Raw genomic sequence first — 25,522 nt, 5'->3', positions numbered from 1 at the left:
ACTAATGGTATTAGTTTTATGTCACTAAAAATTTTATTTTTTCAGAAAAAAGAACAGTAGCCGTATAAACGACTACTGTTCTTTAAAAGTATTAAACTGTGTAACGCTCATCTTCTAAAATTTTCGCAGCAATTTCACGTTTCTTCGGAATTACGTTAAGTGGTGTGTGGCGAGTTAATTTACGTAATGATGATAACATCATGCGTAGCATGTCGCCGTTTTCAACTGCGATAAGTGTTTCTTTCGCATCTGCTTCGATTTCGTTGAATGCTTCTTGGCAGAATACTTCAGTGTATAACACTTTTTGTTTATTCTTTTCAAGACCAGTTGTTTTAATTGCTTTTTCTGTACGAAGAACAGCTGATTCCATTGCATATAGGTTACTTACGATGTCAGCGATATTCACAAGAATTTCTTGCTCTTTATCTAATGCTTTACCGTATTTTTGAGCCGCTAATCCAGCTACCATTAAACCAATTTTCTTCGCATTAGTTACTAAATACTTTTGAAGTGCTAATGGCTCATCGCCTACTTCTTCTGGCATCATCATCATTAACTCTTCTTGTAATTTTTGTGCTTTTTGAAGAAGTGGTAATTCACCTTTCATCGCTTTACGTAAGAACGTACCTGGTACGATTAGGCGGTTAATTTCATTCGTTCCTTCGAAAATACGGTTAATACGAGAATCGCGGTACATTCTTTCAATCTCGTACTCTGCCATAAATCCGTAACCACCGTGAATTTGAACACCTTCATCTACTGTATAATCTAGTACTTCAGAACCGAATACTTTATTTAAAGAGCACTCGATTGCATATTCAGCGATAGAAGCTGCTACTGCTTTACCGTCTTTTACTTCTTCTTCAGATAATGTGCTCATGCGGCTTTCGAATAAACCTACTGTACGATATACAGAACTTTCAGCTGCATATGTTTTTGCTGCCATATTCGCAAGTTTCTCTTGAATTAATGGGAAGCGAGCGATTGGTTGCTTGAACTGTTGACGTTGGTTTGCATATTGTGCTGAAATTTCTACTGCACGTTTCGCAGATCCAACTGTACCAACACCTAATTTATAACGGCCGATATTTAAAATGTTGAATGCGATAATATGACCTTTACCGATTTCACCAAGTAGGTTTTCTTTCGGTACTAATGCATCTTCTAAAATTAACGTACGAGTTGAAGAACATTTAATACCCATTTTCTTTTCTTCTGGGCTTGTAGATACGCCAGCATATTCTTTCTCTACGATAAATGCTGAGAAGTGCTCTCCATCAATTTTTGCATACACGATAAATACGTCAGCGAATGCAGAGTTTGTAATCCATTGTTTTTCACCATTTAATACATAATGTGTACCTTCTGCATTTAAACGTGCAGTTGTTTTTGCACCTAATGCGTCAGATCCTGAACCTGGCTCTGTTAATGCGTATGCAGCTAATTTCTCACCAGTTGCAAGTAATGGTAAATACTTTTTCTTTTGCTCTTCGTTACCGAATAATACGATTGGTAACGATCCGATACCTACGTGAGCACCGTGAGTAATTGCAAAGCCACCTGCGCGAGAGAATTTCTCTGCGATTAACGCTGAGCTTACTTTATCAAGGCCAATTCCTCCGTACTCTTCTGGTACATCAGCACCTAATAAACCAAGTTCTCCAGCTTCTTTTAACAGACGAACAGAACGATCAAACTCATGTTGCTCTAAATATTCAAGCTCTGGAAGAACTTCATTTACGATAAAGTCCTCTGTCGTTTTTGCAATCATTTTATGCTCAGATGAAAAATCTTCTGGCGTAAACACTTGATCAATCGTAATCTCATCTACTAAAAAGCTACCGCCTTTAACCGCATTTCCTACTGTTTTTTCCATGAAAATTTCCTCCTTCATATTTTCATGAGCAGCTTCTTTCAAAAAAGAAAGAAGCTGGCTCTCAATTTTATTTTTTATAAACCTTCGTTGCTTCCATTCTTTTTTTATAATCCAGTTCCAGTGGCTAAAACAGTCGGTCGTTTCACCCCTTCCTGTGAGGCAAAAAGCGCCTCTTCGTCAGGGCTTCCAACGCCCTCCTGTTCTGAGCAAGCCGCTTCCACTTTTTTTATAGTCCAGTTCCAGTGGCTAGAATGTTCGGTGGCTTCGCTTCTTCCTACGAGGCAAAGAGCGCCTCTTCGTCTGAAGCTCCATCCCCCTCACATTCTGAGCAAGCCGCTTCCACTTTTTTTATAGTAATTCAAATACTCCCGCTGCTCCCATTCCGCCACCGATACACATTGTTACGATACCGAATTGTTCGTTGCGGCGTTTCATTTCGTGAATAAGAGATAGTGTTAGTTTTGCTCCTGTACAGCCAAGTGGATGTCCAAGTGCGATTGCACCACCGTTTACGTTTACTTTTTCTTCATCTAAACCAAGTTCACGAATAACTTGGATTGATTGTGAAGCGAATGCTTCATTTAGTTCGAATAGGCCGATATCAGATAGCTCTAAACCAGCTAGTTTTAACGCTTTCGGAATTGCAGCGATTGGACCGATTCCCATTACTTCTGGTGGTACGCCAGCTACTGCAAATGAACGGAATTTCGCAAGTGGCTTCATACCATCACTTACTGCTTTTTCACGATCCATCAATAATACAGATGCTGCACCATCACTCATTTGTGAAGAGTTACCAGCTGTTACAGAACCGCGAACGTTAAATGCTGGACGTAATTTACCTAAGATGTCTAATGTCGTTTCTGCTCTTACACCTTCGTCTTGTGCGAAAGTGATTGTTTCTTCTTGTAATTTGTTGTTTGCTCCAACAGTACGTAACGTTACATCTACAGATACTGTTTCATCAGCAAAGTTCCCTGCCGCTAATGCTTTGGCAGCACGTTGATGACTTCTTACTGCGAATGCATCTTGCTCTTCACGAGAAATTCCATATTTCACAGCAACTTGCTCTGCTGTATGTCCCATACCCATATAATATTCTGGAGCTGCTTCTACAAGGCGACTATTCGGACGAACAACGTGTCCCATCATTGGAACTAAACTCATTGATTCCGCTCCACCTGATAATACAGCTTCAGAGTGACCAAGCATAATACGCTCTGCTCCGTAAGCGATACTTTGTAAACCTGAAGAACAGTAACGGTTAATCGTAATAGCTGGAACATCGTAAGAAAGTCCTGCTAATCCACCGATATTACGAGCCATATTTAAACCTTGCTCTGCTTCTGGCATCGCACAGCCGAAAATTAAATCGTCAATTGGTCCTTCATAATTCGCACGCTTTAACGTTTCCTTTACTACTAACGCCCCTAGATCGTCAGGACGAACTGCTTTTAATGAACCCCTCTTTGCTTTTCCAATTGGTGTTCTTGCTCCCGCAACAATGACAGCTTCTCTCATGAACGATATCTCCCCTCGTTATTAGTTACGTAATGGCTTTCCTTTTACAAGCATGTGCTGCATTCTTGCTTGTGATTTCATCTCACTTACTAAGCTAATAAATGCTTCACGTTCTACATCTAATAAATATTGCTCATCAACTTCTGTTCCGTACGGCACTTTTCCACCCGCAATGACATATGCAAGTTTCTTCGCAATGTGAAGATCATGTTCAGAAATGTAACCTGATAAATGCATTGCTTCTGCACCAAGTACAAGAGTTGCATATCCTGTTTCACCAACAACTGGTATCTTTTTACGAATCGGTGCTTTATAACCAGCTTCATATAAAGCAAGTGCTTTCTGTTTCGCATCATATAGTAAGTGATCACCATTCACACTAATACCGTCTTTATCGCCTAAGAAGTTGTTCGATACAGCTTCTTGGGCTGATGTAGAAACTTTCGCCATCGCTACAGATTCGAACACTTTATTCGCAACTTTTTGCAGGTCAAACTCTACACCATTTGGCATTTTATTTAAGTGTTTAATGTATAGCTCTTTATTACCGCCTCCGCCAGGAATTAAGCCAACACCAACTTCTACTAAGCCCATATACGTTTCACTAGAAGCTTGAATGCTAGCTGCTGGTAAGCAAACTTCTGTACCTCCGCCAAGCGTCATACCATATGGTGCTGCTACAACTGGCTTAGAAGAGTACTTAATTTTCGTCATTGCATCTTGGAAGTTTTTCACAACCAACTCAATTTCAAAGTAATTGTCGTCTTGTGCTTCCATTAAGATCATCGCTAAGTTCGCACCAACGCAGAAGTTCTTCGATTGGTTACCGATAACAAGACCTTTATAATTTTTTTCTACTTCATCAACAGCATAGTTAATCATTTGCGTAATATCCATACCGATTGCATTGCTCTTCGAATGGAATTCTAAGCAAAGGATGCCGTCGCCTAAATCAATTAAGCTCGCTCCGCTATTTTTCTTTAATACACCATTTTTCGCTTTTAATTGCTTAAGAGAAATTGCTTTTTTATTACGCTCGATTAGCTTATATTCGCCATTATCGTAATAGTAGCTATCGCCGTTATCATGTTTATAGAAAGTAGTGAAACCTTTCTCTAACATTTCTTTCACCCAAGTAGGAACAACTACGCCGTTTTCTTCCATCTTTTGAACAGATTTTTCAACACCGATTGCATCCCACACTTCAAATGGTCCTTGCTCCCAGCCGAAGCCCCACTTCATCGCTTGGTCAATTGCAACGATATCGTCAGCAATTTCTTTATGAAGTTTTGCAGAGTATAAAAGAGTTGGTGTAATGATGTTCCATAACAACTCTCCTGCACGATCTTTCGCGTATACAAGCGCTTTCAATTTATTCGCTAATCCTTTTTCTTGTTTACTTAACTCTACGGATGCAGCTTTTAATTTTTTACGCGCTTCATATTCCATCGTTTTAGGGTTTAACTCTAAAATTTCTTTCCCTTGTTTTAAGAAGAAGCCTTGACCCGTTTTACTTCCAAGCCATTTTTTCTCAAGCATTTCATGCATGAAAGCTGGTACTTTAAATACATCACGCTCTTCTTCTTGCACATTTTCATATACGTTATTTGCAACGTGTACGAATGTATCTAAGCCGACAACATCTAATGTGCGGAACGTTGCGCTCTTCGGACGACCAATAAGTGGGCCTGTTACAGAATCAACTTCCCCAATACTATAGCCGCGTTTTACCATCTCTTGAAGAGTAACAAGTAAACCGTACGTACCGATGCGGTTTCCAATAAAGTTTGGTGTGTCTTTTGCGATAACAACGCCTTTTCCAAGAACGTCTTCGCCAAATAGTTTCATGAAGCTTAATACTTGTGGATCTGTTTCTTTCGTCGGTATTACCTCTAGAAGTTTTAAATATCGTGGTGGGTTAAAAAAGTGTGTGCCTAAGAAGTGTTTCTGGAAGTCGTCTGAACGACCTTCTGCCATTTTTTCAACTGAGATGCCTGACGTATTCGAGCTGACAATAGAACCCGGTTTACGAACAGCGTCTACTTTTTCAAATAATTTCTTTTTAATCTCTAAGTTTTCAACTACTACTTCAATAATCCAATCTACATCAGCTAGACGCTCAAGATCATCTTCTAAGTTACCTGCTTCAATCAGTGCTAGATTTCCTTTCACTGTCAGAGGAGCTGGTTTTTGCTTTAATAATTTTTGCACAGCCGTATTACTAAAACGATTTCTCACACTTTTATGTTCTAATGTAAGTCCCTTCGCTTCTTCTTCTTTCGTAAGCGCAGGTGGTACAATATCAAGCAATAATGTCGGAATACCAATATTAGCTAAGTGTGCCGCAATTCCCGAACCCATTACGCCTGAACCTAGAACAGCAGCCTTTTTAATTTGGAACATCCAATTCTCCCCCTATTCTTGAATGAATGCTCATTCAATTTTTCGACATAAGTCGCAATCAATGAGTGAGCCTCTACTAATAAATATATGATACTGTTTAAATTTTCGCAATATATTTATTGATAAAATTTTCTGAAATAAATATTTTTCTTTCATTTGGCTATGCTATACATGTGTATTTTCTTTGTTTAAATGCACTTTTCCTTTTTATAATCTGACGAAACTGGAGGAATATATATGGCAAAACTTAAGAAGAACCCTTCAAAGGCTGGAATTAGTGCAGCTAGTGTAACTGGAAACGCAGGTCCGCATAATCACGGTGTTGAAAAAGGACGCCAAGGTAACAACCAACAATATAAGAAGCATAATATGGGCGAAAAATAACGCTATATTTTTGGGCAGAGAACGTGGCATAATGATTAATGGCTGCTTTTTCTGCCCAATTTATTTGTACATATGGAAAACAAAAGAGGGACCGATGATGAAACGAACAATAGTTATGATTGTAATGATTGCTACACTATTTACAGGGATGATTTTCTTCTCTTATGCACAAAGGCAACAAGCTGTAAGAGTTAATCAACCTAACATTACTGGGCAATACGCCATTACAATCGATGCAGACACAGGTGAAATTTTGTATGGGAAACGTGAAGACGAACGCTCTTATCCGGCTAGTATAGCCAAAATGATGACAACCCTTCTTTTACTAGAGAATGTAAAAGAAGATGAAGAAATTACAGTTACAGAAAATGCAATTAAAACAGAAAGTCAAAGTAAGAAAATTAAACTTCGTGCTGGAGAAAAATTAAAACGTGATGAGGCATTAAAACTTATGCTTATCATTAGTGCAGATCCAATAGCTGAATCAATTGCAGAACATATCGCAGGATCAAAAAATGAATTTGTGAAAATGATGAATGCTAGAGCGAAGGAACTTGGTACAAAGCATGCGACTTTCAAGAACGCAAGTGGTGCTGATGCGATTGGAAATAAAGTATCACCATATGACATTGCTATGATTACGAAAGAAGCATTAAAGTATCCAGTTGTTTTAGAATATATGAATTCAACACGTACAACTCTACATACTTCAGAACGCTCTCCAAATATCGCAAACTATGGACGAGAAGAACTATATGACGATCCATATGCGATTGGAAGTAAAAGCGGTCTATCAGCACTTGGCAAATATACAGTCGTAACAGTCGATGAAAAAGATGGTAAACGCGTCATTAACGTCGTATTATCTTCTACTCGGGCGCAACTATATCCTGATACGAAGAAAATGGCACATTATGCATTTCAGCAATTAAAATAACCAAGGAGTATTTTCTCCTTGGTTATTTTTTAACCATACCTTTTAATACGAACGCAACGTTTGCTGGACGCTCTGCTAGACGACGCATGAAGTAGCCATACCAGTCGTTTCCATAAGGTACGTAAACACGCATTTTGTAACCTTCTTTTACTAGCTCAAGTTGACGCTCATTACGAATACCATATAACATTTGGAATTCAAATTGATCCCTTGGAATGTTGTGTTCTTCAGCAAGTTTTTTTGTATATTCAATAATCGCTTCATCATGTGAAGCAATCGCAGTATAATTTCCATTTAATAAGTGCATTTTAATAATCTTTTTATAATTGTCATCTACATCTTTCTTATCTGGGAATGCTACCTCTTCAGGTTCTTTATAAGCACCTTTTACAAGACGTAAATTAGGATTATACGCATTTAATTCTTCCATATCTTTTTCTGTACGATATAGGTAAGCTTGAATAACAGTACCAATATTATCGTATTCAGATTTTAATTGTTTAAAGATATCAATTGTTTTACCACAGCGTGTATAATCTTCCATATCAATTGTAACGAACACGCCATTTTCTTTTGCAGCTTCTAAAATACGGCGCATATTGTTCATTACGATTTCATCAGAGATATCTAATCCCATAGAAGTCATCTTTAAAGAAAGTTGCGAATCAAGACCTTCTCTTCCAATTGCACGGATCGCTTCAATCGATTGGTTAGCCATTTCATTTGCTTCTGCTTCATTATCAACGAATTCCCCTAAATAATCGATTGTTACACAAAGTCCTTGCTTGTTCAATTGTTTAATAGCTGCTGTCGCTAATTCAATTGTCTCCCCTGCGACAAAGCGACCTGCACCAAAGCGTAAACCGTACTTTTTAGCCAGTTTTGTTAGCGCTTTATTTTTAGATAAGAAAAGAAACGAATTTCGCATTAATTGTTCCATGTAATTCACCCCTATGACTGTAATTTATCTGTTTTTTACCCCTCTTCAAAATTATATCATTGTTTAAAATTATTGGATACAAATAATTATTTAGATAATTTATAAAATACTATAAAAACATTTAAAAACCTATATTCTCGCATGCAAATATGAAGGGAATATTTTTCGACATTTAGAAAAAACGGGTTTACTAGGGCAAAAATAGGCATACCGAAAATATTCGACATGCCTATAAAACCCTTAATATTCCACGTAAGTTATATAAGGATATTAATACAGAAAACTTGCGATTATATTTCCCTCAAGTTTTTTTATTGCTCATTTCGCTTCTCTTCATTCAGCCTTTTAATATCTGTAATTAACTGCACCATCTCTTCTTTCGCATCTGGATATGTCTCATTCCAATGCTTTACTAAAGCTGGCATTGTCTTCGCTATGTAAGAATAAAGCGCCCACTTCTGCACCTGCTCTTTTCTCTCTTCATTGCTCTCTCCAAGTAATAGTTCCGTGTATTTCTCTAACAACCCGTCAAATTGTTCATTAAACTTTTCACTCATCTTATTTACCTCCTATATGAAAAAAGCAGCGAAGATCGCTGCTTTTTCTTATAATTTTGATCGAACAGAGTTTAATTTTTTCTCCATTGTGCTTACTTTATCACGACGATCATCAATACGAATAGTTGTTGCAACACGCTGTGCACCTTTCGTATATGGAACTTCATGCATTTGTTGAATTACTTCTAGAATGACAGGAAGATCTCCTTCAATAATTGTATTCATCGGTGTTAATTGATACTTCACACGATCCGCATTTTTCTCTAGCACCTTTTGTACTTCTGCTACATATTCACTAACACTTGGATTACCTGTTCCTACTGGAATAATCGATACATCAACAATTGCCATAGTAGTCTTCCTCCTATAATCGTTTCTTATATATCCATTGTCTATTTTACCGAAATCCTCTTCATTTTACTAATATGTTACTCTTCCACTTTAAACTGCTCGACTAATCTTTCTAAATCTCTCATATGTTCTGTCAAACTTTCCATCGTGTGAGCTACCTTTTCTAAATGATTCACCTGTGATTCCGTTGCAGCATGTACCTCTTCAGAAACAGCTGCACTTTCTTGACTCGTACCAGCAATTGTATGCATTACCGCTGTAATTTCCCCTTGCTCGTAACCTATGTTATGTACCTCTGCTACAATTTTTTCAACTGAAGTACTAATCGTATTTACAACTGACATAATTGTCCGGAACTCTATTTCCGCCTCTGTCGTCACTTTATTTTGCACATCTGCAATATCTTTCAATTTACTTACAACTTCTACAACTCTTTTTACTTCTACTTGCACATCACCAATCATCGTTGTGATTTCTCCAGTTGCCTCTTTTGATTGTTCCGCTAATTTACGAACCTCCTCAGCAACAACCGCAAATCCCTTACCTTGCTCACCTGCACGGGCAGCTTCAATCGAAGCATTTAAAGCAAGTAAATTTGTTTGATCCGAAATACCTTTTATAAGCTCAACCACATTTTGAATAGATCCAACTCTTTGTTCTAACTTACCCGATGCTTCTTCTGTATGAACAACAATTGAAGATGATTGTCCCCTCGTACGAACTAAGTTCCTCATTGTATTTAATCCTTGCTTAGATGCCTCTTCCGCTTTGCCAGCCACTCCTTTTATTTCATCAACAGAGCTGTTCATTTGTTCCACTGACTCCGCCATATTTTCGAGCTGAGCTGAAACTTCATCCACACTATTCGCAAGAGTAGAAGCTCCTCCGCTCACATCATCCATTGCTCCTGACACTTCTCTACTAGCCGCTACTGTTTCGTTCGTTAAATAATGTAAACTATTCGTTGATTGTTGCACCGTTGATACGCTGTTTTTAATTTTACTTACCATTTCATTCATTTGTTCAACCATATCATTAAAGTGCTTCGTCAACTCTCCAACTTCATCTTTACTTGTCACTTTCATTCGCAGCGTTAAATCGCCTTCTGCTACTTTTTGCACGTGATTCTTTAATAGTTGCAGTGGTCTTGCTAATCTTCTTGAGAACAAGTAGGAAGCTACGATTCCAACTAATAAACTAATACATGCCATTATAATAACTGTATTTCTTGTACTATTTAATAGCCCATCGATCGTTTCTTTCGGATAAAAGATTCCTATCGTCCATTTCATCGTATCAAATGATTGACTATAAACAACTACATCTTCACCTTTTATTGTAGTGACCGCATATTTTGTTACCTCTTTATTTAAGCTCTTTATAAGTGGCTCTTTAGAAACATCTTTCCCTATCTTTTCTGGATAAACAAGAGCCATATTTTTATCATTTATAATAAACATTTCTCCGTCATTATTGTATTGAATATTGTGAAGCAACTTCTGAATCGTCCCAAGCGATACATCCATCGCAACAACACCTAATACAGACCCATCTTGAGCTGTAATTGCTTTAGAAACACCTACACTTAACTTTCCTGTTGCAATTTCATAAGAAGGTTGTCCCCAATGGACCTTTTTTACATCAGCCTCTGAATCTTTATACCATGGTCTTGTCGTTGGATCGTATCCTTCTGGCACTTGCCCACCTTCAGCAAGATTGGCACTTAATGTTTTTTTATCTTTCGTACCAATATATAAATCTAAAATACCAGGATGATTCTTTTTATACTCTGCAAACTCTTTCGTTAAAAACGCTTCCTCTTCTGGAGTAACCCCACCTTGAAGCATATTACGAATCATCTCACTGTTCGCATAATACCCCATATCTTCATCCGTTCTTTGAACAAATGTCGTAAGTTGCTCTGTCACAAGATCCATCGCATTTTGAGAATACTCGTCTAAGGAACGCACTTCCTTTTCTTTCTGTAATTGATACACAGCTGTACCCAATATTACGAACATCATAGAAATAAGTACTGAAAACACTACCGCAATTTTTAAACGTAAACTTCTTAACATCTTCCCCCTAGCATCCCCTTCGCATTAAACTAAAATCTTATTAATCATTATATTAAGTATAATAGATAAAATTAAAAAATTGAAATTAATTCTCACCTTAATACAATTAGAAAACGGACTACCACTTGTGCAAAAACAAATAGTTCATTATCCTTAAAATATAATCTCATTCGTTCGGAGGTAACTATGTTACAAAAATTCGGTTTCTCACAATATGAAAGCCAAGCTTATGAAGTTGTCGTATCAAGCAATGAACCGTTAGATGCTACAACAATTGTGAAGCATTCAGGTGTTCCAAAAGCAAAAATATATGAAGTACTCGCACGCCTAATCGATAAAGGAATGGTAATGGATTCTGTTTCAGAAAAGAAAAAATTGTATACAGCATTACCACTAAAGCTAGCAATTGAAAAATTAACGACAGAATTCCAATCAAATATTAAAGAACTGGAAACAAATATATCAAAAAAATCATTTACAGATGACCGTGTGTGGAGCTTAAAAATGCAATCTTCTATTCGAGTTCAAAGTAAAGAACTCATTGAAAGTGCAAAAGAATCAATCCGTATTTCAGCTTGGAATGATACTCTTTTAGAATATCTCCCTTTACTAGAACAAAAAGCAAAACAAGGTGTTCAAATTGAATCCCTTATTGTTGGAGAAGTAGAAACAGACTTAGAAAAGATGCATTTTCTAATCCCAGCTGAAGAGCCTAATGCATTAGAGCGCTACTTACTACTCATCGTTGACGATCGTGAAATTTTATTTGCTGGCGTAGAACAAGAGTCATGGCAAGCGATGAAAACAATGTCACAACCTTTCGTAAAGTTCTTTACAGAATTTTTCTATCACGACGTTGCACTTGCAAAGATCACCCAGAAGCACCACGATCTCTTTATGGAAGATGAGGAAATTAAGAGTTTGTTAATGAAATTAAGATACTAATTAAATAATAAAAAGGAGTCTAGTTTTTCACTTAGACTCCTTTTCGTTTTGTTCCTTTATCTCCATCAACAGCTCAATGATTTTCTCATTTTGCTCTACCTGTTTCTCAGAATTTTTATAGATGAAACGAACCCATCTAAGTGCAAGAATAATAAGAAACAAAGGGAGCATTGAAATTAGAAGACCAATAATTGAAAAATTCGTATACATATACCTCACCTCGCTATATACACCTTCTCCATCTTTCTACTAAAACCTGCAATTTTTTACAAATAAAAAAGAACCTATCAAACGATAGATTCTTCTTTCACGAACTGAGTAGAGCGTCCTCTTGTAATCGAGAAAATCGCACAAAGTAGTGCTAATATAATAAAGCCACCGCCTACCCAAGCATTATATATAACAGATGATTTTTCAATAACAACTCCACCTACTGTTGAACCCAGTGCAATTCCTAAATGAAGCGCAGAGTTATTTAAACCTTGCTGAATACCAGCTGATTCCGGTGCAATTTCAATTAAATAATTTTGCTGTGCTGGTGAAACCGCCCAGCTCAGCATACTCCAAAGTCCCATCATAATGATGAAGAGCGGGAATGAGAATGTCATTAATGGCAACATGAAGATTGCACATGCAAATACGATAATAATCGAGATAATACTTTTCTTCGACCCCCATTTATCAGCAAGCCATCCACCAAATCCGCCGCCAATTACTGCTGCGATTCCGAAAATGAAGTAAAACACACTAATCCAGTTTGCTTCAACATGCATGACATCCTTTAAGAAAGGCGTTAAATATGCATATAGTGTTAAATGACCCGTTAAAAATAAAAAGGATGTTAACTGTGCACTTACAATTTTTTTATCTTTTAAAGTAGCAAGTTGTTTCTTTATTGATAATACCGATGTCGGTGGTACTTTCGTTAAGAACAATGAAATACAAGCAATAGCCATAACTGTTAATATCGAAATTAATACAAATGGCGCACGCCATCCGTATGCATTTCCGAGCACAAGACCGAGCGGTACTCCAAGTACGAGTGATCCGCTAATCCCCATAAAAATGATTCCAATTGCACGCGCACGAAAATGCGGTTCCACTACACTAGAAGCAAGTGTTACCGATAGTGCAATAATTAATGAACCACTTGCCGCACAAATAACCCTTGAGAACATTAACATTCCGTAATTTACACTAAATGCCGAAATGATATTTCCGATTAAGAAAATCGATAATGCTCCAACATACAATGTTTTTCTTTCAAACTTCCCTGTCACAGCTAATAAAACTGGACCTGACAAAGCAAATACTACCGAAAATATTGTGATAAGCTGACCAGCTGCGCTAATAGATACTCCTAAATCATTGGCAACTAAATCGAGCGTTCCTCCTATAATTAACTCAACCGTTCCGACTACGAAAGCCGCGATAGCTAAAATATAAACACGAAAATTCAAGTCTTTCCCCACGCTTTCTATTTTGGTTACTACGACTATAGTAACCAAAATAGAAAGTGGACGCAAGTATAATTTTTTTGCAGTAAAAAAGGTAGGCGTATTATACGCCTACCCTTCCATCATTCTGTTTCTTTCTTCTTATTCAAGTACCAATACACCGGAAGTCCCGTAAATACAATTCCAATTGATAAAAAACAACTTACTGGATCGTTAATAATCGCACTACCGATTACAAAAAGCGAACCTAAAATCGCAACAATTGGTACGATTGGGAATAACGGTACACTATATGCACGCTCTTTATTCTTATTACGTTTTCTTAAAATGAAGACACCAATAAAAGTCATCACATAGAAAATATAAATAATGAATACGGAAATCTCAGATAGCTTATTTGGATCACTAATAATCATTAAAATAATTCCTAAAATGATTTCAACAGTAATCGCATTTGCTGGTGTTTTAAATCTTGGACTTTCCTTTGCAATAAACTTAGCAAATGGAAGTTGTCCACGTTCTGCCATCGACATCGGGATACGTGGGAACGTTAAAATCTTTCCATTTAAACAACCGAAAATAGAAACGATAATACCGATACTAATAATTTTCCCGCCATATTCTCCAAGTAGCATGCCGGCAGCTGTCGCTGTTGCATTTTCTCCAAGGTCTACAATTTTCGCTGCTGGTAATACATTTAATAACGCCAAGTTAATTAATACGTATGCAGCTGTTACAATTAAAATCCCAACTGTCATTGCTTTCGGTAATAACTTTGTTGGATTCTTCATTTCCCCGCCAATTGAAGCAAGTAAAATCCAGCCGTCATAAGCAAATAACGTTGCTAAAATTGCCATACCGATACTTTGATTTTCCGATATCGGCACAACTACGTTAAAGATATCGCTATTCCCTTTCCAAAAACCTAGCACAACAATTAACACAATCGGAATCATCTTCCCAATTGTCGTGATTGTTTGAACGATACCTCCGTATTTTGTTCCCATACTATTTACAACGCCAAGGAACACAACCGTTCCAATTGCAATTGGTAAATTCCATGCTTTATCTAAATAGAAAAAATTAATCATTAAAGAACTAAAGTATAAGCCTAATGTTCCGATAATAGCAGGTCCATAAACAATTGTTTGCATCCAACCTGATAAATATCCCCAAAAACTTCCGTAAATCTCCTCTAAATACGTATACAAACCACCATTTTTCGGGATTTGCGCTCCAATTTCAGCTACTGTTAAACCACTCGCTAGCGTCAATAGACCACCAATTACCCAAGCAAGAATGGCCATATTAGAACTTCCCGAGTAATCTAATACGCTCCCTGGCTTCATGAACACACCAGATCCAATAATCGTTCCTACTACGATAGAAAGTGCTACTGTTAAACCAATTTTGTTCTTCTCATCATGATGCATGCTGCGTATCCTCCTTCCAATCCTAGTGTGATGCAAAAATGAAATAAAAAAACACTCCTCCCTAAAAAAGGGACGAGTGTTGTATTCGTGGTTCCACCCTTGTTTCAATTCGTAAAGTAACACACTTCACCAATTTCTCAAGTCTAAATAACGGTTTTTGCCGGCAAGCAATTACTAGATATTCGTTCACTGCTGCAGTTCAGAGGTGGTAATCTATTTTTCCGTATTAGGAAGCTCACAGCCAAAGGCTTCCCTCTCTGAGAATCGTAAAAAATTGATCGTGTCCTCATCATCACTTCTTGATGTCGAATTTTGTAGTTATTGTTCATTATATTGAATTGTTATAAAAAATCAATATATTTTTTATATAACATAAGAAAGAATTCTCTTCTTATATTATAACAGAAGATACAAAACTTCTCTATTTCCCTAAAAATGGTATATTCCATTTAGGAGGTGCATCAATAATGATTGCTGTCTTTTGTATCATCGCTACATGTCTCTCTGTTCTATTCGCTATCATGCATCGGCACAAGTATCCTGGTTATAGCATTTTAGCGGTAGCTATTATACCAGCTGGTTCCTTCTACGTATTGGGTAAATATCAATATACGGAAGTGTTTATCGGTTTTGCAATCTTCTACTGCGTCTTCGGATACATACTAACAATGAAAAGAATTTTATTGAATCATTAAAAGAGACCGATTTCTATAAGTAGAAATCGGTCCTCGCACGTACCTTCCGGTTGCCCCACGAAAGATACATAAATCCATTATTTATCTTCTTTTTTCATAAAAAAACTTGCCCCGTAAAAGCCCGATTGGTGAGGGCTAATAATCAGTGGAAATGCACCACTGATTAAAGTTTCACTTTATGATGCGGAAGATCCACATTTAATTCCTCTAATTGTTTCTTTTCATTGTCTAAAATCGCTTTTGCTTTTGTTTTCGTTGCTTCATCTAATCCCACAAAGATATCTTCATGCTTCTCTTTCTCTGGAAGTTTTACACCTAGTTTTGTTAATTCTTCTTTTGCTTGCTCATGCGTTAATTTTCCGGACTTTTCTTGTTCAAAAATAGACTTTGCTTTTTTCTTTGTTGCTTCATCTAAGTTAGCAAGCATGTCTTTACGCTTACCCTTCTCCGGCATTTTCACTCCTATCTTTGTTAATTCCTCTTTTGCTTGCTCATGCGTTAATTTTCCAGATTTCTTTTGCTCTAAAATCGACTTCACTTTTGCTTTCGCCTGTTCATCTAATCCTGCAAACATGTCTCCATGCTTACCCTTCTCCGGCATTTTCACGCCTATCTTTGTTAATTCCTCTTTTGCTTGCTCATGCGTTAATTTTCCAGATTTCTCTTGCTCTAAAATTGACTTCGCTTTTTCTTTCGTTTGATCATCTAATCCTGGGAACATGTCTTTACGTTTTTCTTTCTCCGGAAGCTTTACACCTAGTTCCTCTAACTGTTTCTTTGTATCGTCCATAATTGTTTTTACTTTTTGTTTTGTAGCGTCATCCAAATCCTTTTTCGCCGTTTTTGCAGGCTGATCTGTTGCCGGAGTATTCGTTGCCGCGAATGCCGGAATACCGACTCCTCCAATGATTCCGAATGATAAAGCACCTGCAATCGCTAAATACCCAACTGTTTTCTTCTTCATAGGAAATTTCCTCCTTCATATTTCTAAAGCATGTACACTTTCGTATACATCACCTATAGTAATGTTGGTTCCTTAAAATTTCCTTAACGATTCAAATAAAAAACACCGCTCGTGATGAGCGGTGTTTCTCTATGCTTTTTGTAATTGTAACTCTTCACGTTCCATTATTTTTCTTAATACAATTGTTTGTGTCATTGTAAATAAGTTACCTGTTATCCAGTACAATACAAGTCCTGATGGCGCCGCAAACCCCATAAATAGAATCATTGCCGGCATCATAATTTGCTGCATCTTTAGCATCTGTACTTGTTCTCCAGGTGTAATATTAGATTGGAAAACTTTCATTTGAATAAATGTCGTTAACGCTGCAATAATCGGTAATATATGATATGGATCTGCATGTCCTAAGTTCACCCATAAAAACGAAGATGTGCGAATCTCTTCTGTTCGGCTAATCGCATAATACAAAGCAGAGAAAATCGGCATTTGTATAAAAATTGGCCAGCAACCAGCAAGTGGATTCCAACCGCCTGATTTCATTAGTTCTGACATTTCTTTTTGATACTGTTTTTGTTTTTCAAGATCTTTACTTACATCACCGTATTTTTTCTTTAGCTTCTGCAATTCAGGTTGCATTTTCTTCATTTTCGCTTGGCTGCGATATTGCGAAACAGCTAATGGAATCATGGCTGAACGAATAACGAGCGTCATGATAATGATGGCAATCCCAAAGCTAGCTCCAGATATATGATGCGCAACAAATTGAATCATAAACGAGATTGGATATACAAAATAATGATCCCAAATCCCAGTACTATGTGCATCAATTGGGGCCGCATTACTGCAACCAGATAAAACAAAAACAAGTAATAATGATAAACTAACGAGCACAGCTCGGTATGATTTTAACATGTTCATTCCTCCAATGTTTCGTAATTATTTAGCGAAACATTGGTGTATACGGACCGACCTCGTCATTCTCTTCACTTGATTCTTGTCTGCGTACAGAACGAATCATTCCATATTTATAAAAAATAGAAAATAGCGGTACATTTCCCGCACTATCTTCACATGTATCAACTAACGCAAAAGCTCTTTGTCTACCGCTTGATGCTTGTTGACGCACAAAGCGAGAAACATTAGCAAGGAAGAAAACTTCTAATAAACAAAGTGCTGTCGTTACAAACGATATATATAGAATTGCATCCTGCAATAAAAATTCCATCGCTTCACATCCTTAATAAGGTCATTTTAGCACATTCAGCAAACATTCTCTATTTCCTTTTATTTTCAAAAAAAGCATTTTGCATATTTTCTCAAGAAAATAATAATTAAGAAACATTGTATTCGCTTTCTTTAGTATATTCACACACATCAATGAATAGGCTTGATTTATTAGAAATTTATAAAATTTTTGCATTATAATAAAACTATTGCCAGTTTTTGAAAAAACCTTTATTCTCTTCTTGTAATCAAAAATGAATATGGAGATGAAACATACTATGGGTCAACTAGGAGACGCCGATTACGTTCCCGACACCGCCTTTTTATCCTTCCCAGCAGCGAAAACATTTCACTTAGAATTTATCATACAGTTGGTTGTTATTTTTATAGCTTCTATTTTGTATGCAATTTCTATGAATATGTTTTTTATCCCGCATAATATGATTAGCGGTGGGTTCGCTGGTGTAGGGATGATTATCGGTTATTTAATGCACTACAATATCGGTGCACTTATCTTTTTACTAAACATTCCTCTTCTTATTTTAAGTCACTTTTACTTAGGCAAGAAGACAACCTTTTTAACAGCGTACTTTGTAGCTGTATCATCGTTAGCGATGAACATTATCCCGGTACACCAAGTTTCAGACGATATTTTACTTTCTTCTGTATTCGGTGGTGTTATCTGCGGAGCAGCTTCAGGAATTATATTCCGATTTGCTTCTTCAACAGGTGGTTTTGATGTTGTTGGATTGATTGTAGCGAAATATCGAGATGTTTCAATTGGAGCAATCATATTTGTATTCAACTTAATCTTACTTGTAGCAGCAGGTTTTATTTTCGGTTGGGATATTACACTTTATACGTTAATTAGTCGATTTGTAGTCAGCAAAGTTATCGACGCTGTGCATACGAAACATATTAAATTAACGATAATGACTATTACAGAAAAAGGCGAGGAAATAAAAAGCGCACTACTACATCACGGTATACGCGGGGTGACAATGGTAGACGCTGTCGGCGGCTATACAAACCATAAGAAAAAAATGATTTACACTGTCGTGACTCGCTATGAGTTAGGCGAAATGAAACGTATTATCCGTCAAGTGGATAACAAAGCATTTATGAACATTACTGAAACAGTTGAAATTGTCGGCCGTTTCAAACGTATATAAAAAAGGGTAATAAATTAAAGGGCATAACATATTAGTCATATATAATATGTTATGCCCTTTGTTATTCAACTAACGCACCTTTTAGCATAATAAAATCACTAAGTTTATTACTACAAATCGGAGGATAGCATTCCATATACAATACTATCTGTCCATTCATTTTTATTCCAAAAATCTTGTATGAAATGTGCTTCCTTTCTCATGCCTATTCGTTCACACAATTTTTGTGAAGCTGTATTACGTGCATCAAGATTAGCCTGTATACGATGTACATTACATTCATTAAATAATTTCAATACTAAACTACTTACTGCTTCTGTTGCCAAACCTCTCCCAGCTACTTCATTTGAAAAACTATAACCAATCTCAACAGTGTCTTTCATATTTGTGTACCATACAGATAAATCACCAACTACTTTAGCCTTATATATAACTGCCAAACTTAATATTGATTCTTTAGTAAGTACATTATTTGCTAGCTTCTTATTAAATCTTTTCTGCATGTCTTCATGAGTCCACTTATTATGTAATAGGAACTTACATGTATCATCACTATTATAAATAGCAAATACATCCTGTAAATCAGTACTCTTAAAAGGTCTAATTATTAATCTTTCTGTTGTGAACTCCAAGTTAGCTCTCCTCCCTTACATTCATGCTATAAAACATTTTTTATAGTATTTAAGCCTCATTCTTAGATCTCACCTTGATTACATATTTCATCATAATAAATTAAAGTCCTTCTTCCACTAAACTGCACCGTTAATGGTATTTCCTTGCGATTTTTATTTTTTACACTTATTACAAAATCAGATAATTCTATTATTATGTCCCTAAATGTGTTATAATGAAAGCAGACTCACAAAAAAAGAGTATATAGACTTGGAAGTTTCTCTTATTTTACAAGCAAAAAGAAACGAGCAGTCGGGTATATTTCAGACACCATACACGTAACGGTTTAAACAACCGATCATCTTAGTTACTCTTCAATGATCTTTTTATAAAAAGATACGTACAATTAAAACTCACTTCAATATACTATACCTACCTTTTTGACTTCCAAATCATCTTATTACATAGGGAGATGAACATATGAATCAATATATACGATATACAATAGCTGTCCTGTTTGCTATTATCGGCGGAACAATCTGCTTCTGGACAAACACTCAGCTTGGAGAGAATATCATTTTTAATGGAATCGAAACACTTGTAAGCGCTTCAATTTTAGGCGGATACATTTACTTCCTCTTCAATCCAGAAGAAAATGCTCAAAAAACAATGTTATTAACAATGATCGGAATCGTTGGTGGATGTATTTCCTACTCAATGACAAACTATACATTACCACTTCAATTAAGCTCAGCTTTCTTCCACGGTCTATGGACTTGGTTCATTGCATTCTGCTTAGCAGACGTATTCAACCTATTACAAGACAATGAAGAAGATAGCGGTCGCCAAATTGAAAGTAACTCTTAAGCTGGAAGGAATTCTTCCAGCTTTTTTATGTTGGTTTGCATACCCCGGTTAGTATCTACCGTAATATATCAGCGATTCTCCAAATATATCGGCGATTTCCCCACTTATATCAGCGATTTTTTCATTATATCGACGGTTCGACACATTATATCGACTTACCGACAATTTTCGGCAACCTATTTATGCTCTATACCCCGTCACCACAATAAAAAGAAGCTACCCAACGGCAACTTCTTTTCCACATACCCCACTTCGTATTCACTTAAATATATCAACGATTTTTCAAATATATCGATCGTTTCTCCACTTATATCAACGATTCGGCACAAAATATCGTTTTAACGACAATCTTCGACACTCGAAACGTACAACATACCCTATCCCCCAAGCAACTTACTGCCGAACTCTACGATTAAAAAGATAATTAATAGGATCGCGAGTATCTTTAATGCTACATATGCCACTTTAAAAACAACATAAATGAGCAAGACTATCAAAATAATTGATAAAATTTCCATATTTACTTCCTCCAAGCTGCGCTCTTCTTATCTTATTTTACTCGCCCTAGGCTGTTTATGGAACGGCATAAGATGACATAGAAAAAAGAGGATACCTCACCCATCGTAAGATACCCTCTTCTTTAGCTGCTCAAACCATTCTCTCTCTAATTGTAAATATCCCATTTCACTCTTCTCGGCGCTCTTTAATTCTTTATCAGCTTTCCTCATATAAGTACGGGATGCTTCCATATCGCCCTCTAAATATTTAATAATTCCTTTTGTACGGTAATATCCGTTTAGATCCATTTTTGTAATGGCCTTTGCATGTTCCTTTGCTTCTTGCAAAGAAAGACTGTCCATCTCATAAAGTGCTTTATATAAAAGGTACCAACTATGAAAACTACTAACGAAAAACTTATTTTCTTTCGTTACAGGTAGTTGAACAATTCGTTCTATATGCGGTATCGCTCTTTCCATTCCCTCTTGATCTGCACGAGCAAAAAAGACAAGCATAAGTCTACTCATTATCTCTCTTATCTCTTTATTCTCTTTTATTTTCTCCTCACTAAGTTCTACTAATCTTTCATCCCAATCTTTCGGTCTTTTATAACTAAATAACTCACTCGATATTTGAATCTCATATAAATGATTTCTAGCTCTTTCATCATCTTTAATTAAAATAAGAAATTGCATCCCATCACTCATAAGCGTTCCTTTTATCGGCACAATTGTAACCGCAAAGATTGCAAAATGGAAAAAGGAAAAATATAAAAGATATTGATAATAACTTACCATGTATATGTAACCAAAAGTAATACCAAATAGTAAATTCGTAATCGGTCCACCTAAAGTGAGCCAAGCCCATTTTTTCGAAAGATTCGGTGTCTCTATAGAAGGTGGTACTAATGTTGCAACGCCTCCAAAGTACGCCCATAATTTATTTTCTCGAATGCGTAATTTTCCTTTTTCTTTTTGAATAGTAATGGGTCCTACTGTTATAAATTTAAATGTCAAACCACCTATTACACCAAATACTACATGCCCTAGCTCATGAATGGCTAACACTAACAATGCAATCCCAACTATTGCCCACAGGTTCAAAATTACTTCTAATTTCCCAGTTCGGATTACTCCGTATAAAATGGACAGAATTAGCGCCACTGTCATTGAGCCAGCTGGCCTTCTTAAAATATCCACCTTTTTCTCCCCTTAATAAATCATTTTTCTCTGCATTTCGTACATGAACTTCCCGAGATGCAATATCCAAATAAATGAGATTAAACCAATTAACACAAAATCGATATCACTAGCAGCTGTATATATAACAGCAGCCCACCATACATATGCCAATATTGTATTCGTAAATTCATATGCTTTATATCCAGCCTCATGCACAATGTGCTTTAATCCTTCATCTGCGTTTTTCGTCCACATTTTCATAGATTCCATATATGTTACACCTTGTTCAGGATATAGCTTATTATAACGATTTTTTGTTATGAGTCCGATAATTACTACAGTAGTTAAACAAGCAATAGAAGCTACTAAATTCCACACCGCAAATGAAACATTTGTATCTTGCAACAGTGCACGTCTACATGTAATAACTGCATATACAAACCATGCCTGCGTAACTATATCACCTACACGTAAATATATACTTATAATGCCTAATTTTCTGCCTTGCACGCTCTCTTCTTCATCGCGTGCCTCTGCTAACATACGTGTATTCTTCCAAGTGTAGTACATCATTAAGATTCCAAAAATAGTACATATACCTATAAATGTATTGGATGATAATTTTCTCGGTTCATCCGAGAGTAAATTTAAAGCTATATAAGACGTTAAAAAACCACCCAGCATACTTAATGCTATTTTCCCTACAGAATCAAATTGTTTTTTTCGCTTACTCTTCATCGTCCTCTTCCCCCTCTACTAACGTAAATATTTCCTCCACCGATACGTTGAAAATTTTTGCGATTTTTAACGACAATACGATAGATGGCGCATAATCCCCACGCTCGATTAAACTAATCGTTTGCCGCGATGATCCAATCGCTTTCCCTAAATCCCCTTGTGATAAACGATGCTTTGCTCGCAATTCCCTCACTCGATTTTGAAGCTTCATGTCTTCCCTCTTTTTCATTTATTTAATTAAAATTGTAAATAATATCCTTATTTTTGTCAATTATAATTGTCATTACGACTATGATAATTGACAAAAATAAGGATATCTTATGATAGAAATAACCTATATAATGAATGTGAAATATTAAACAAAGGAGATTCCATATGAAGAAAACATCTACCTTTTCTTACATTCTTACTAAGCTTACAGCAGCTTTCTTGTTATTATTACTTATTAGCACGCTTCTCTTAACAACTAGTCAACCAACACTATATAGTTTCTTAACTGGATTACGCGAACTACTATATGTTCCCTTCGTTCCTATTCTTGCTGCATATGCAATTTTTTGTTCTATTTGCATCGATAAATTGAAATTAAAAACACATACAAGACTAAAGACATTATTCCTTTATATTTTTTGCGGCTATTTATTTTTTCTTCCCTTCCTAATATTTAAAGAAGCTAGTCTAACACAGTTCTTGTACCTCGGATCAATTGGAGCATTATGTTCTCTTTTTTTCTATTTATGTATAGTTATAGCAACAAAATTTAAGTGGATACAATATGTCGTCCCAGGCATTATGCTTATTATATTTATCACAATCAACTTTATTGATTTAGAAAAGGTTGGAACATCAAAAGAGCAATGGGTCGAAACAATAACAGATAACTCTTTCGAAGCATCTTTTCAACATTTTAGTGGTGAACATAAAGTCCCCATTGAGCTAAAACGAGGTGACATATTAGAATTCACCATTGAATCACAAGCTGAAAATCCAGATGGCTACATGGGAGACGTAAAAATGGCTAGTGAGTTTCAAGAGGAAGAAAATTATTTAGCTTCAGTCGGCCCTAATACATACCATTTCGCAGCAATTAAGACCGGAACTTACTACATTATAGTTAGCGGACACCAGTTAAAAGGAAAATTAAAAATAAACTGGAACATAAAATAAAAAAGGCAGTGCGTCTGCACTGCCTTTCAAAATTTTGACATAGAATGGATTTCATATTAACTTGCGTTTTGTAGTAATACTCGTTTTAACTGCTTACGGAAACGAATACCTAACGTAACCGCTACAATCACAATCACCCCAAAAATGATTTTACCGATGTGACCTTCTAGCGCCCCAAAAATATCATGTAAGTTGCCACCTAACCAGTAACCACCAATTAAGAAGAATGATACCCAAAATAGAGCACCTGAGTAAATTGTAATGGCAAAACGACGGAATGGTAAGTTAATAATTCCTGCAAAGTATCCTGTGAAATGACGTACACCAGGAATAAAGAAACCAATAAAAATTAAGAAGTACCCATACTTATCAAACCACATTCTCGTTAAGTCAATTTTTCTTTGTGTTAAAAATACGTATTTTCCATACTTTTGAATGAAAGGCATACCTAATTTATTTCCTAAAAAGTATTGAATCGTCATTCCTACACTTGTCCCAATAAAGGATAGAATAATTAAAATCGGTAAACTTAAATCACCCTTATGTGCTAAAAATCCCGCATATGCTAATGTTGGCTCTCCCGGAAACGGAAGTGCAATATATTCTAACAGCAAGCCGACAAGTACAACATAGTACCCGTATTGCTGAAATAATTCATGAATCCATTCCATGTCATCTCTCCTTTCAGTCACGTACAACTTCTTACTATTATTGTATAAAAAAATTGTCGAAATAACTATCACAATAGCTTACATTTTTATTACATTTTTGTAAGGGTCACACTAATGATTTTCGTTCTTTATTAAATAGTAAAAATCATTTTTTAAGTCGAAATAGCGAAAAGGTACATTAATAACATGCAGATTTCATCCATTTTTTAGCACTAAAAAACCTCTCTTATTTTGTTCTCAATAAAAAACCATCACAAACTCATGCTAACTTCATATTAGCTTCATATACGTATTGTAAGATTATATCGGAATTTGTTGAAAAATTTAACCAATATATGACTAAGCATTAATTTGAATAAATATAAGTCGTTTTTCGAAATTGAAAAAAGGGTGAATACGAAATGGAAGCATATAAAATGCACGATTTTATTAATACAAATGTTGAATCTCATCAAAATGAAACCGTTTTTAATTTACAAATATGTGAAACAAGTGAATTTGACGTAAGTTTAACAAAATCTACAACACTATCTTTTATCGTTTCAAAAAAGAATATTAAAATTGTCACGAAAAAATGGATTAATTCAAATCAAGAAAGCATGATTGGCAAAAGCTACATCATTCCAACAAAAGCTTTTCACTATTTCTTACCAATCATTTCTGAAAATGAAGATGAGCTAAATATTCAAGTTCAAAGTTTTGGACTACGTGGTGAGCTTTTATTAAATGAAAGATTACTTATTGATAACAACAAACATAACAGCAAAATCACTACATTCTTTGAAACATTAGATGAAAATGTAAATAAAGCATTACGAGGATTACAACTTCATTGTATGTAAGACTATTAC

The 25,522-nt window shown here is 36.0% G+C and carries 27 protein-coding genes and 1 other annotated feature; of the genes, 8 read left to right on the top strand and 19 right to left on the bottom strand.

The window, feature by feature from the left end:
- Nucleotides 1-91: 91 nt before the first annotated feature.
- The 3 genes from CGQ22_RS11175 to CGQ22_RS11165 all read right to left on the bottom strand — a co-directional run bounded on the left by CGQ22_RS11175 (nucleotide 92) and on the right by CGQ22_RS11165 (nucleotide 5,800).
- On the bottom strand, nucleotides 92-1,876 hold the full coding sequence (locus CGQ22_RS11175; RefSeq protein ID WP_000416287.1) for an acyl-CoA dehydrogenase family protein: 1,785 nt from the start codon (nucleotides 1,874-1,876) through the stop codon (nucleotides 92-94).
- 348 nt (nucleotides 1,877-2,224) lie between these two features.
- Nucleotides 2,225-3,397, bottom strand: coding sequence for an acetyl-CoA C-acetyltransferase (locus CGQ22_RS11170; RefSeq protein WP_089148704.1), 1,173 nt, complete (start codon nucleotides 3,395-3,397; stop codon nucleotides 2,225-2,227).
- A gap of 21 nt (nucleotides 3,398-3,418) precedes the next feature.
- Nucleotides 3,419-5,800 (bottom strand): 3-hydroxyacyl-CoA dehydrogenase/enoyl-CoA hydratase family protein, encoded by a 2,382-nt coding sequence (locus CGQ22_RS11165; protein ID WP_000486395.1) that lies wholly within the window; start codon nucleotides 5,798-5,800, stop codon nucleotides 3,419-3,421.
- A 237-nt stretch (nucleotides 5,801-6,037) separates the two neighbouring features.
- On the opposite strand from CGQ22_RS11165, the gene CGQ22_RS11160 reads away from it, so the two are divergent.
- Both CGQ22_RS11160 and CGQ22_RS11155 read left to right on the top strand, forming a co-directional pair.
- Complete coding sequence (locus CGQ22_RS11160; RefSeq protein ID WP_001096344.1) at nucleotides 6,038-6,184, top strand: YuzL family protein; 147 nt, start codon at nucleotides 6,038-6,040, stop codon at nucleotides 6,182-6,184.
- Between the two features lie 97 nt (nucleotides 6,185-6,281).
- A complete protein-coding gene (locus CGQ22_RS11155; protein ID WP_000831481.1) occupies nucleotides 6,282-7,121 on the top strand; it encodes a D-alanyl-D-alanine carboxypeptidase family protein in 840 nt (279 codons plus the stop codon).
- A gap of 22 nt (nucleotides 7,122-7,143) precedes the next feature.
- On the opposite strand, the gene CGQ22_RS11150 is transcribed toward CGQ22_RS11155, so the two are convergent.
- The 4 genes from CGQ22_RS11150 to CGQ22_RS11135 form a co-directional block, all read right to left on the bottom strand.
- Entirely contained in the window at nucleotides 7,144-8,061 is a 918-nt protein-coding gene (locus CGQ22_RS11150; RefSeq protein WP_000436776.1) for a proline dehydrogenase family protein, read from the bottom strand.
- Nucleotides 8,062-8,372: 311 nt separating this feature from the next.
- The gene (locus tag CGQ22_RS11145; RefSeq protein ID WP_001290594.1) at nucleotides 8,373-8,618 is read right to left on the bottom strand and encodes a YusU family protein; all 246 of its coding nucleotides are present in this window, start codon (nucleotides 8,616-8,618) and stop codon (nucleotides 8,373-8,375) included.
- A 48-nt stretch (nucleotides 8,619-8,666) separates the two neighbouring features.
- Nucleotides 8,667-8,969 carry an MTH1187 family thiamine-binding protein gene (locus CGQ22_RS11140; RefSeq protein ID WP_001018860.1) on the bottom strand — a complete coding sequence of 101 codons (303 nt, stop codon included), beginning with the start codon at nucleotides 8,967-8,969 and terminating at the stop codon, nucleotides 8,667-8,669.
- Between the two features lie 77 nt (nucleotides 8,970-9,046).
- Entirely contained in the window at nucleotides 9,047-11,047 is a 2,001-nt protein-coding gene (locus CGQ22_RS11135; protein WP_089148703.1) for a methyl-accepting chemotaxis protein, read from the bottom strand.
- A 186-nt stretch (nucleotides 11,048-11,233) separates the two neighbouring features.
- On the opposite strand from CGQ22_RS11135, the gene CGQ22_RS11130 reads away from it, so the two are divergent.
- Nucleotides 11,234-11,992, top strand: coding sequence for a TrmB family transcriptional regulator (locus CGQ22_RS11130; RefSeq protein WP_000939477.1), 759 nt, complete (start codon nucleotides 11,234-11,236; stop codon nucleotides 11,990-11,992).
- A gap of 27 nt (nucleotides 11,993-12,019) precedes the next feature.
- Here CGQ22_RS11130 and CGQ22_RS11125 read toward each other — a convergent pair whose 3' ends face one another.
- The 3 genes from CGQ22_RS11125 to CGQ22_RS11115 all read right to left on the bottom strand — a co-directional run bounded on the left by CGQ22_RS11125 (nucleotide 12,020) and on the right by CGQ22_RS11115 (nucleotide 14,882).
- Nucleotides 12,020-12,202: a hypothetical protein gene (locus CGQ22_RS11125; RefSeq protein ID WP_000288473.1), complete on the bottom strand. Its 183-nt coding sequence runs from the start codon at nucleotides 12,200-12,202 to the stop codon at nucleotides 12,020-12,022.
- A 77-nt stretch (nucleotides 12,203-12,279) separates the two neighbouring features.
- Nucleotides 12,280-13,464 (bottom strand): MFS transporter, encoded by a 1,185-nt coding sequence (locus tag CGQ22_RS11120; protein WP_139032804.1) that lies wholly within the window; start codon nucleotides 13,462-13,464, stop codon nucleotides 12,280-12,282.
- Between the two features lie 107 nt (nucleotides 13,465-13,571).
- On the bottom strand, nucleotides 13,572-14,882 hold the full coding sequence (locus CGQ22_RS11115; RefSeq protein WP_000546304.1) for an APC family permease: 1,311 nt from the start codon (nucleotides 14,880-14,882) through the stop codon (nucleotides 13,572-13,574).
- A gap of 65 nt (nucleotides 14,883-14,947) precedes the next feature.
- Nucleotides 14,948-15,184: a binding site (T-box leader), on the bottom strand.
- A 165-nt stretch (nucleotides 15,185-15,349) separates the two neighbouring features.
- Here CGQ22_RS11115 and CGQ22_RS11110 point away from each other — a divergent pair.
- Nucleotides 15,350-15,577 (top strand): hypothetical protein, encoded by a 228-nt coding sequence (locus tag CGQ22_RS11110; RefSeq protein WP_000562230.1) that lies wholly within the window; start codon nucleotides 15,350-15,352, stop codon nucleotides 15,575-15,577.
- A gap of 163 nt (nucleotides 15,578-15,740) precedes the next feature.
- Here CGQ22_RS11110 and CGQ22_RS11105 read toward each other — a convergent pair whose 3' ends face one another.
- The 3 genes from CGQ22_RS11105 to CGQ22_RS11095 all read right to left on the bottom strand — a co-directional run bounded on the left by CGQ22_RS11105 (nucleotide 15,741) and on the right by CGQ22_RS11095 (nucleotide 17,766).
- The gene (locus tag CGQ22_RS11105; RefSeq protein WP_089148701.1) at nucleotides 15,741-16,541 is read right to left on the bottom strand and encodes a hypothetical protein; all 801 of its coding nucleotides are present in this window, start codon (nucleotides 16,539-16,541) and stop codon (nucleotides 15,741-15,743) included.
- A gap of 129 nt (nucleotides 16,542-16,670) precedes the next feature.
- Nucleotides 16,671-17,453, bottom strand: coding sequence for a membrane protein insertase YidC (gene yidC, locus CGQ22_RS11100; RefSeq protein WP_000920540.1), 783 nt, complete (start codon nucleotides 17,451-17,453; stop codon nucleotides 16,671-16,673).
- Nucleotides 17,454-17,481: 28 nt separating this feature from the next.
- Nucleotides 17,482-17,766 carry a hypothetical protein gene (locus tag CGQ22_RS11095; protein ID WP_000394930.1) on the bottom strand — a complete coding sequence of 95 codons (285 nt, stop codon included), beginning with the start codon at nucleotides 17,764-17,766 and terminating at the stop codon, nucleotides 17,482-17,484.
- Nucleotides 17,767-18,043: 277 nt separating this feature from the next.
- Between CGQ22_RS11095 and CGQ22_RS11090 the strand changes: the two genes are divergently transcribed.
- Nucleotides 18,044-18,937, top strand: a complete 894-nt coding sequence (locus CGQ22_RS11090; protein ID WP_000530032.1) for a YitT family protein — start codon at nucleotides 18,044-18,046, stop codon at nucleotides 18,935-18,937.
- Nucleotides 18,938-19,047: 110 nt separating this feature from the next.
- Here the strand turns inward: CGQ22_RS11090 and CGQ22_RS11085 are convergent, their stop codons facing one another.
- Nucleotides 19,048-19,569, bottom strand: a complete 522-nt coding sequence (locus CGQ22_RS11085) for a GNAT family N-acetyltransferase (RefSeq protein ID WP_000397304.1) — start codon at nucleotides 19,567-19,569, stop codon at nucleotides 19,048-19,050.
- 460 nt (nucleotides 19,570-20,029) lie between these two features.
- On the opposite strand from CGQ22_RS11085, the gene CGQ22_RS11080 reads away from it, so the two are divergent.
- Nucleotides 20,030-20,416, top strand: a complete 387-nt coding sequence (locus CGQ22_RS11080; RefSeq protein ID WP_001077773.1) for a DUF3938 domain-containing protein — start codon at nucleotides 20,030-20,032, stop codon at nucleotides 20,414-20,416.
- 377 nt (nucleotides 20,417-20,793) lie between these two features.
- Here CGQ22_RS11080 and CGQ22_RS11065 read toward each other — a convergent pair whose 3' ends face one another.
- The 4 genes from CGQ22_RS11065 to CGQ22_RS11050 all read right to left on the bottom strand — a co-directional run bounded on the left by CGQ22_RS11065 (nucleotide 20,794) and on the right by CGQ22_RS11050 (nucleotide 23,044).
- Complete coding sequence (locus CGQ22_RS11065; RefSeq protein ID WP_000404758.1) at nucleotides 20,794-20,934, bottom strand: DUF3985 family protein; 141 nt, start codon at nucleotides 20,932-20,934, stop codon at nucleotides 20,794-20,796.
- 96 nt (nucleotides 20,935-21,030) lie between these two features.
- Entirely contained in the window at nucleotides 21,031-22,083 is a 1,053-nt protein-coding gene (locus tag CGQ22_RS11060) for a site-2 protease family protein (RefSeq protein ID WP_002164230.1), read from the bottom strand.
- A gap of 42 nt (nucleotides 22,084-22,125) precedes the next feature.
- Nucleotides 22,126-22,833 (bottom strand): DUF3169 family protein, encoded by a 708-nt coding sequence (locus CGQ22_RS11055; RefSeq protein ID WP_046946676.1) that lies wholly within the window; start codon nucleotides 22,831-22,833, stop codon nucleotides 22,126-22,128.
- Nucleotides 22,823-23,044, bottom strand: coding sequence for a helix-turn-helix transcriptional regulator (locus tag CGQ22_RS11050; RefSeq protein ID WP_000776161.1), 222 nt, complete (start codon nucleotides 23,042-23,044; stop codon nucleotides 22,823-22,825). The genes CGQ22_RS11055 and CGQ22_RS11050 overlap by 11 nt, the downstream gene beginning before the upstream one ends.
- A gap of 164 nt (nucleotides 23,045-23,208) precedes the next feature.
- On the opposite strand from CGQ22_RS11050, the gene CGQ22_RS11045 reads away from it, so the two are divergent.
- The gene (locus CGQ22_RS11045; protein ID WP_000753815.1) at nucleotides 23,209-24,000 is read left to right on the top strand and encodes a hypothetical protein; all 792 of its coding nucleotides are present in this window, start codon (nucleotides 23,209-23,211) and stop codon (nucleotides 23,998-24,000) included.
- A 56-nt stretch (nucleotides 24,001-24,056) separates the two neighbouring features.
- Here CGQ22_RS11045 and CGQ22_RS11040 read toward each other — a convergent pair whose 3' ends face one another.
- Entirely contained in the window at nucleotides 24,057-24,671 is a 615-nt protein-coding gene (locus CGQ22_RS11040; RefSeq protein WP_000454751.1) for a DedA family protein, read from the bottom strand.
- A gap of 401 nt (nucleotides 24,672-25,072) precedes the next feature.
- On the opposite strand from CGQ22_RS11040, the gene CGQ22_RS11035 reads away from it, so the two are divergent.
- On the top strand, nucleotides 25,073-25,513 hold the full coding sequence (locus CGQ22_RS11035; protein ID WP_000388768.1) for a DUF3978 family protein: 441 nt from the start codon (nucleotides 25,073-25,075) through the stop codon (nucleotides 25,511-25,513).
- Nucleotides 25,514-25,522: the final 9 nt, after the last annotated feature.

Source organism: Bacillus sp. M13(2017) (assembly GCF_002218325.1).
Taxonomy (GTDB): Bacteria; Bacillota; Bacilli; order Bacillales; family Bacillaceae_G; genus Bacillus_A; species Bacillus_A thuringiensis_K.
Note: the sequence above shows the minus strand (reverse complement) of the source record. Positions and strands in the feature narration are given on the sequence as shown.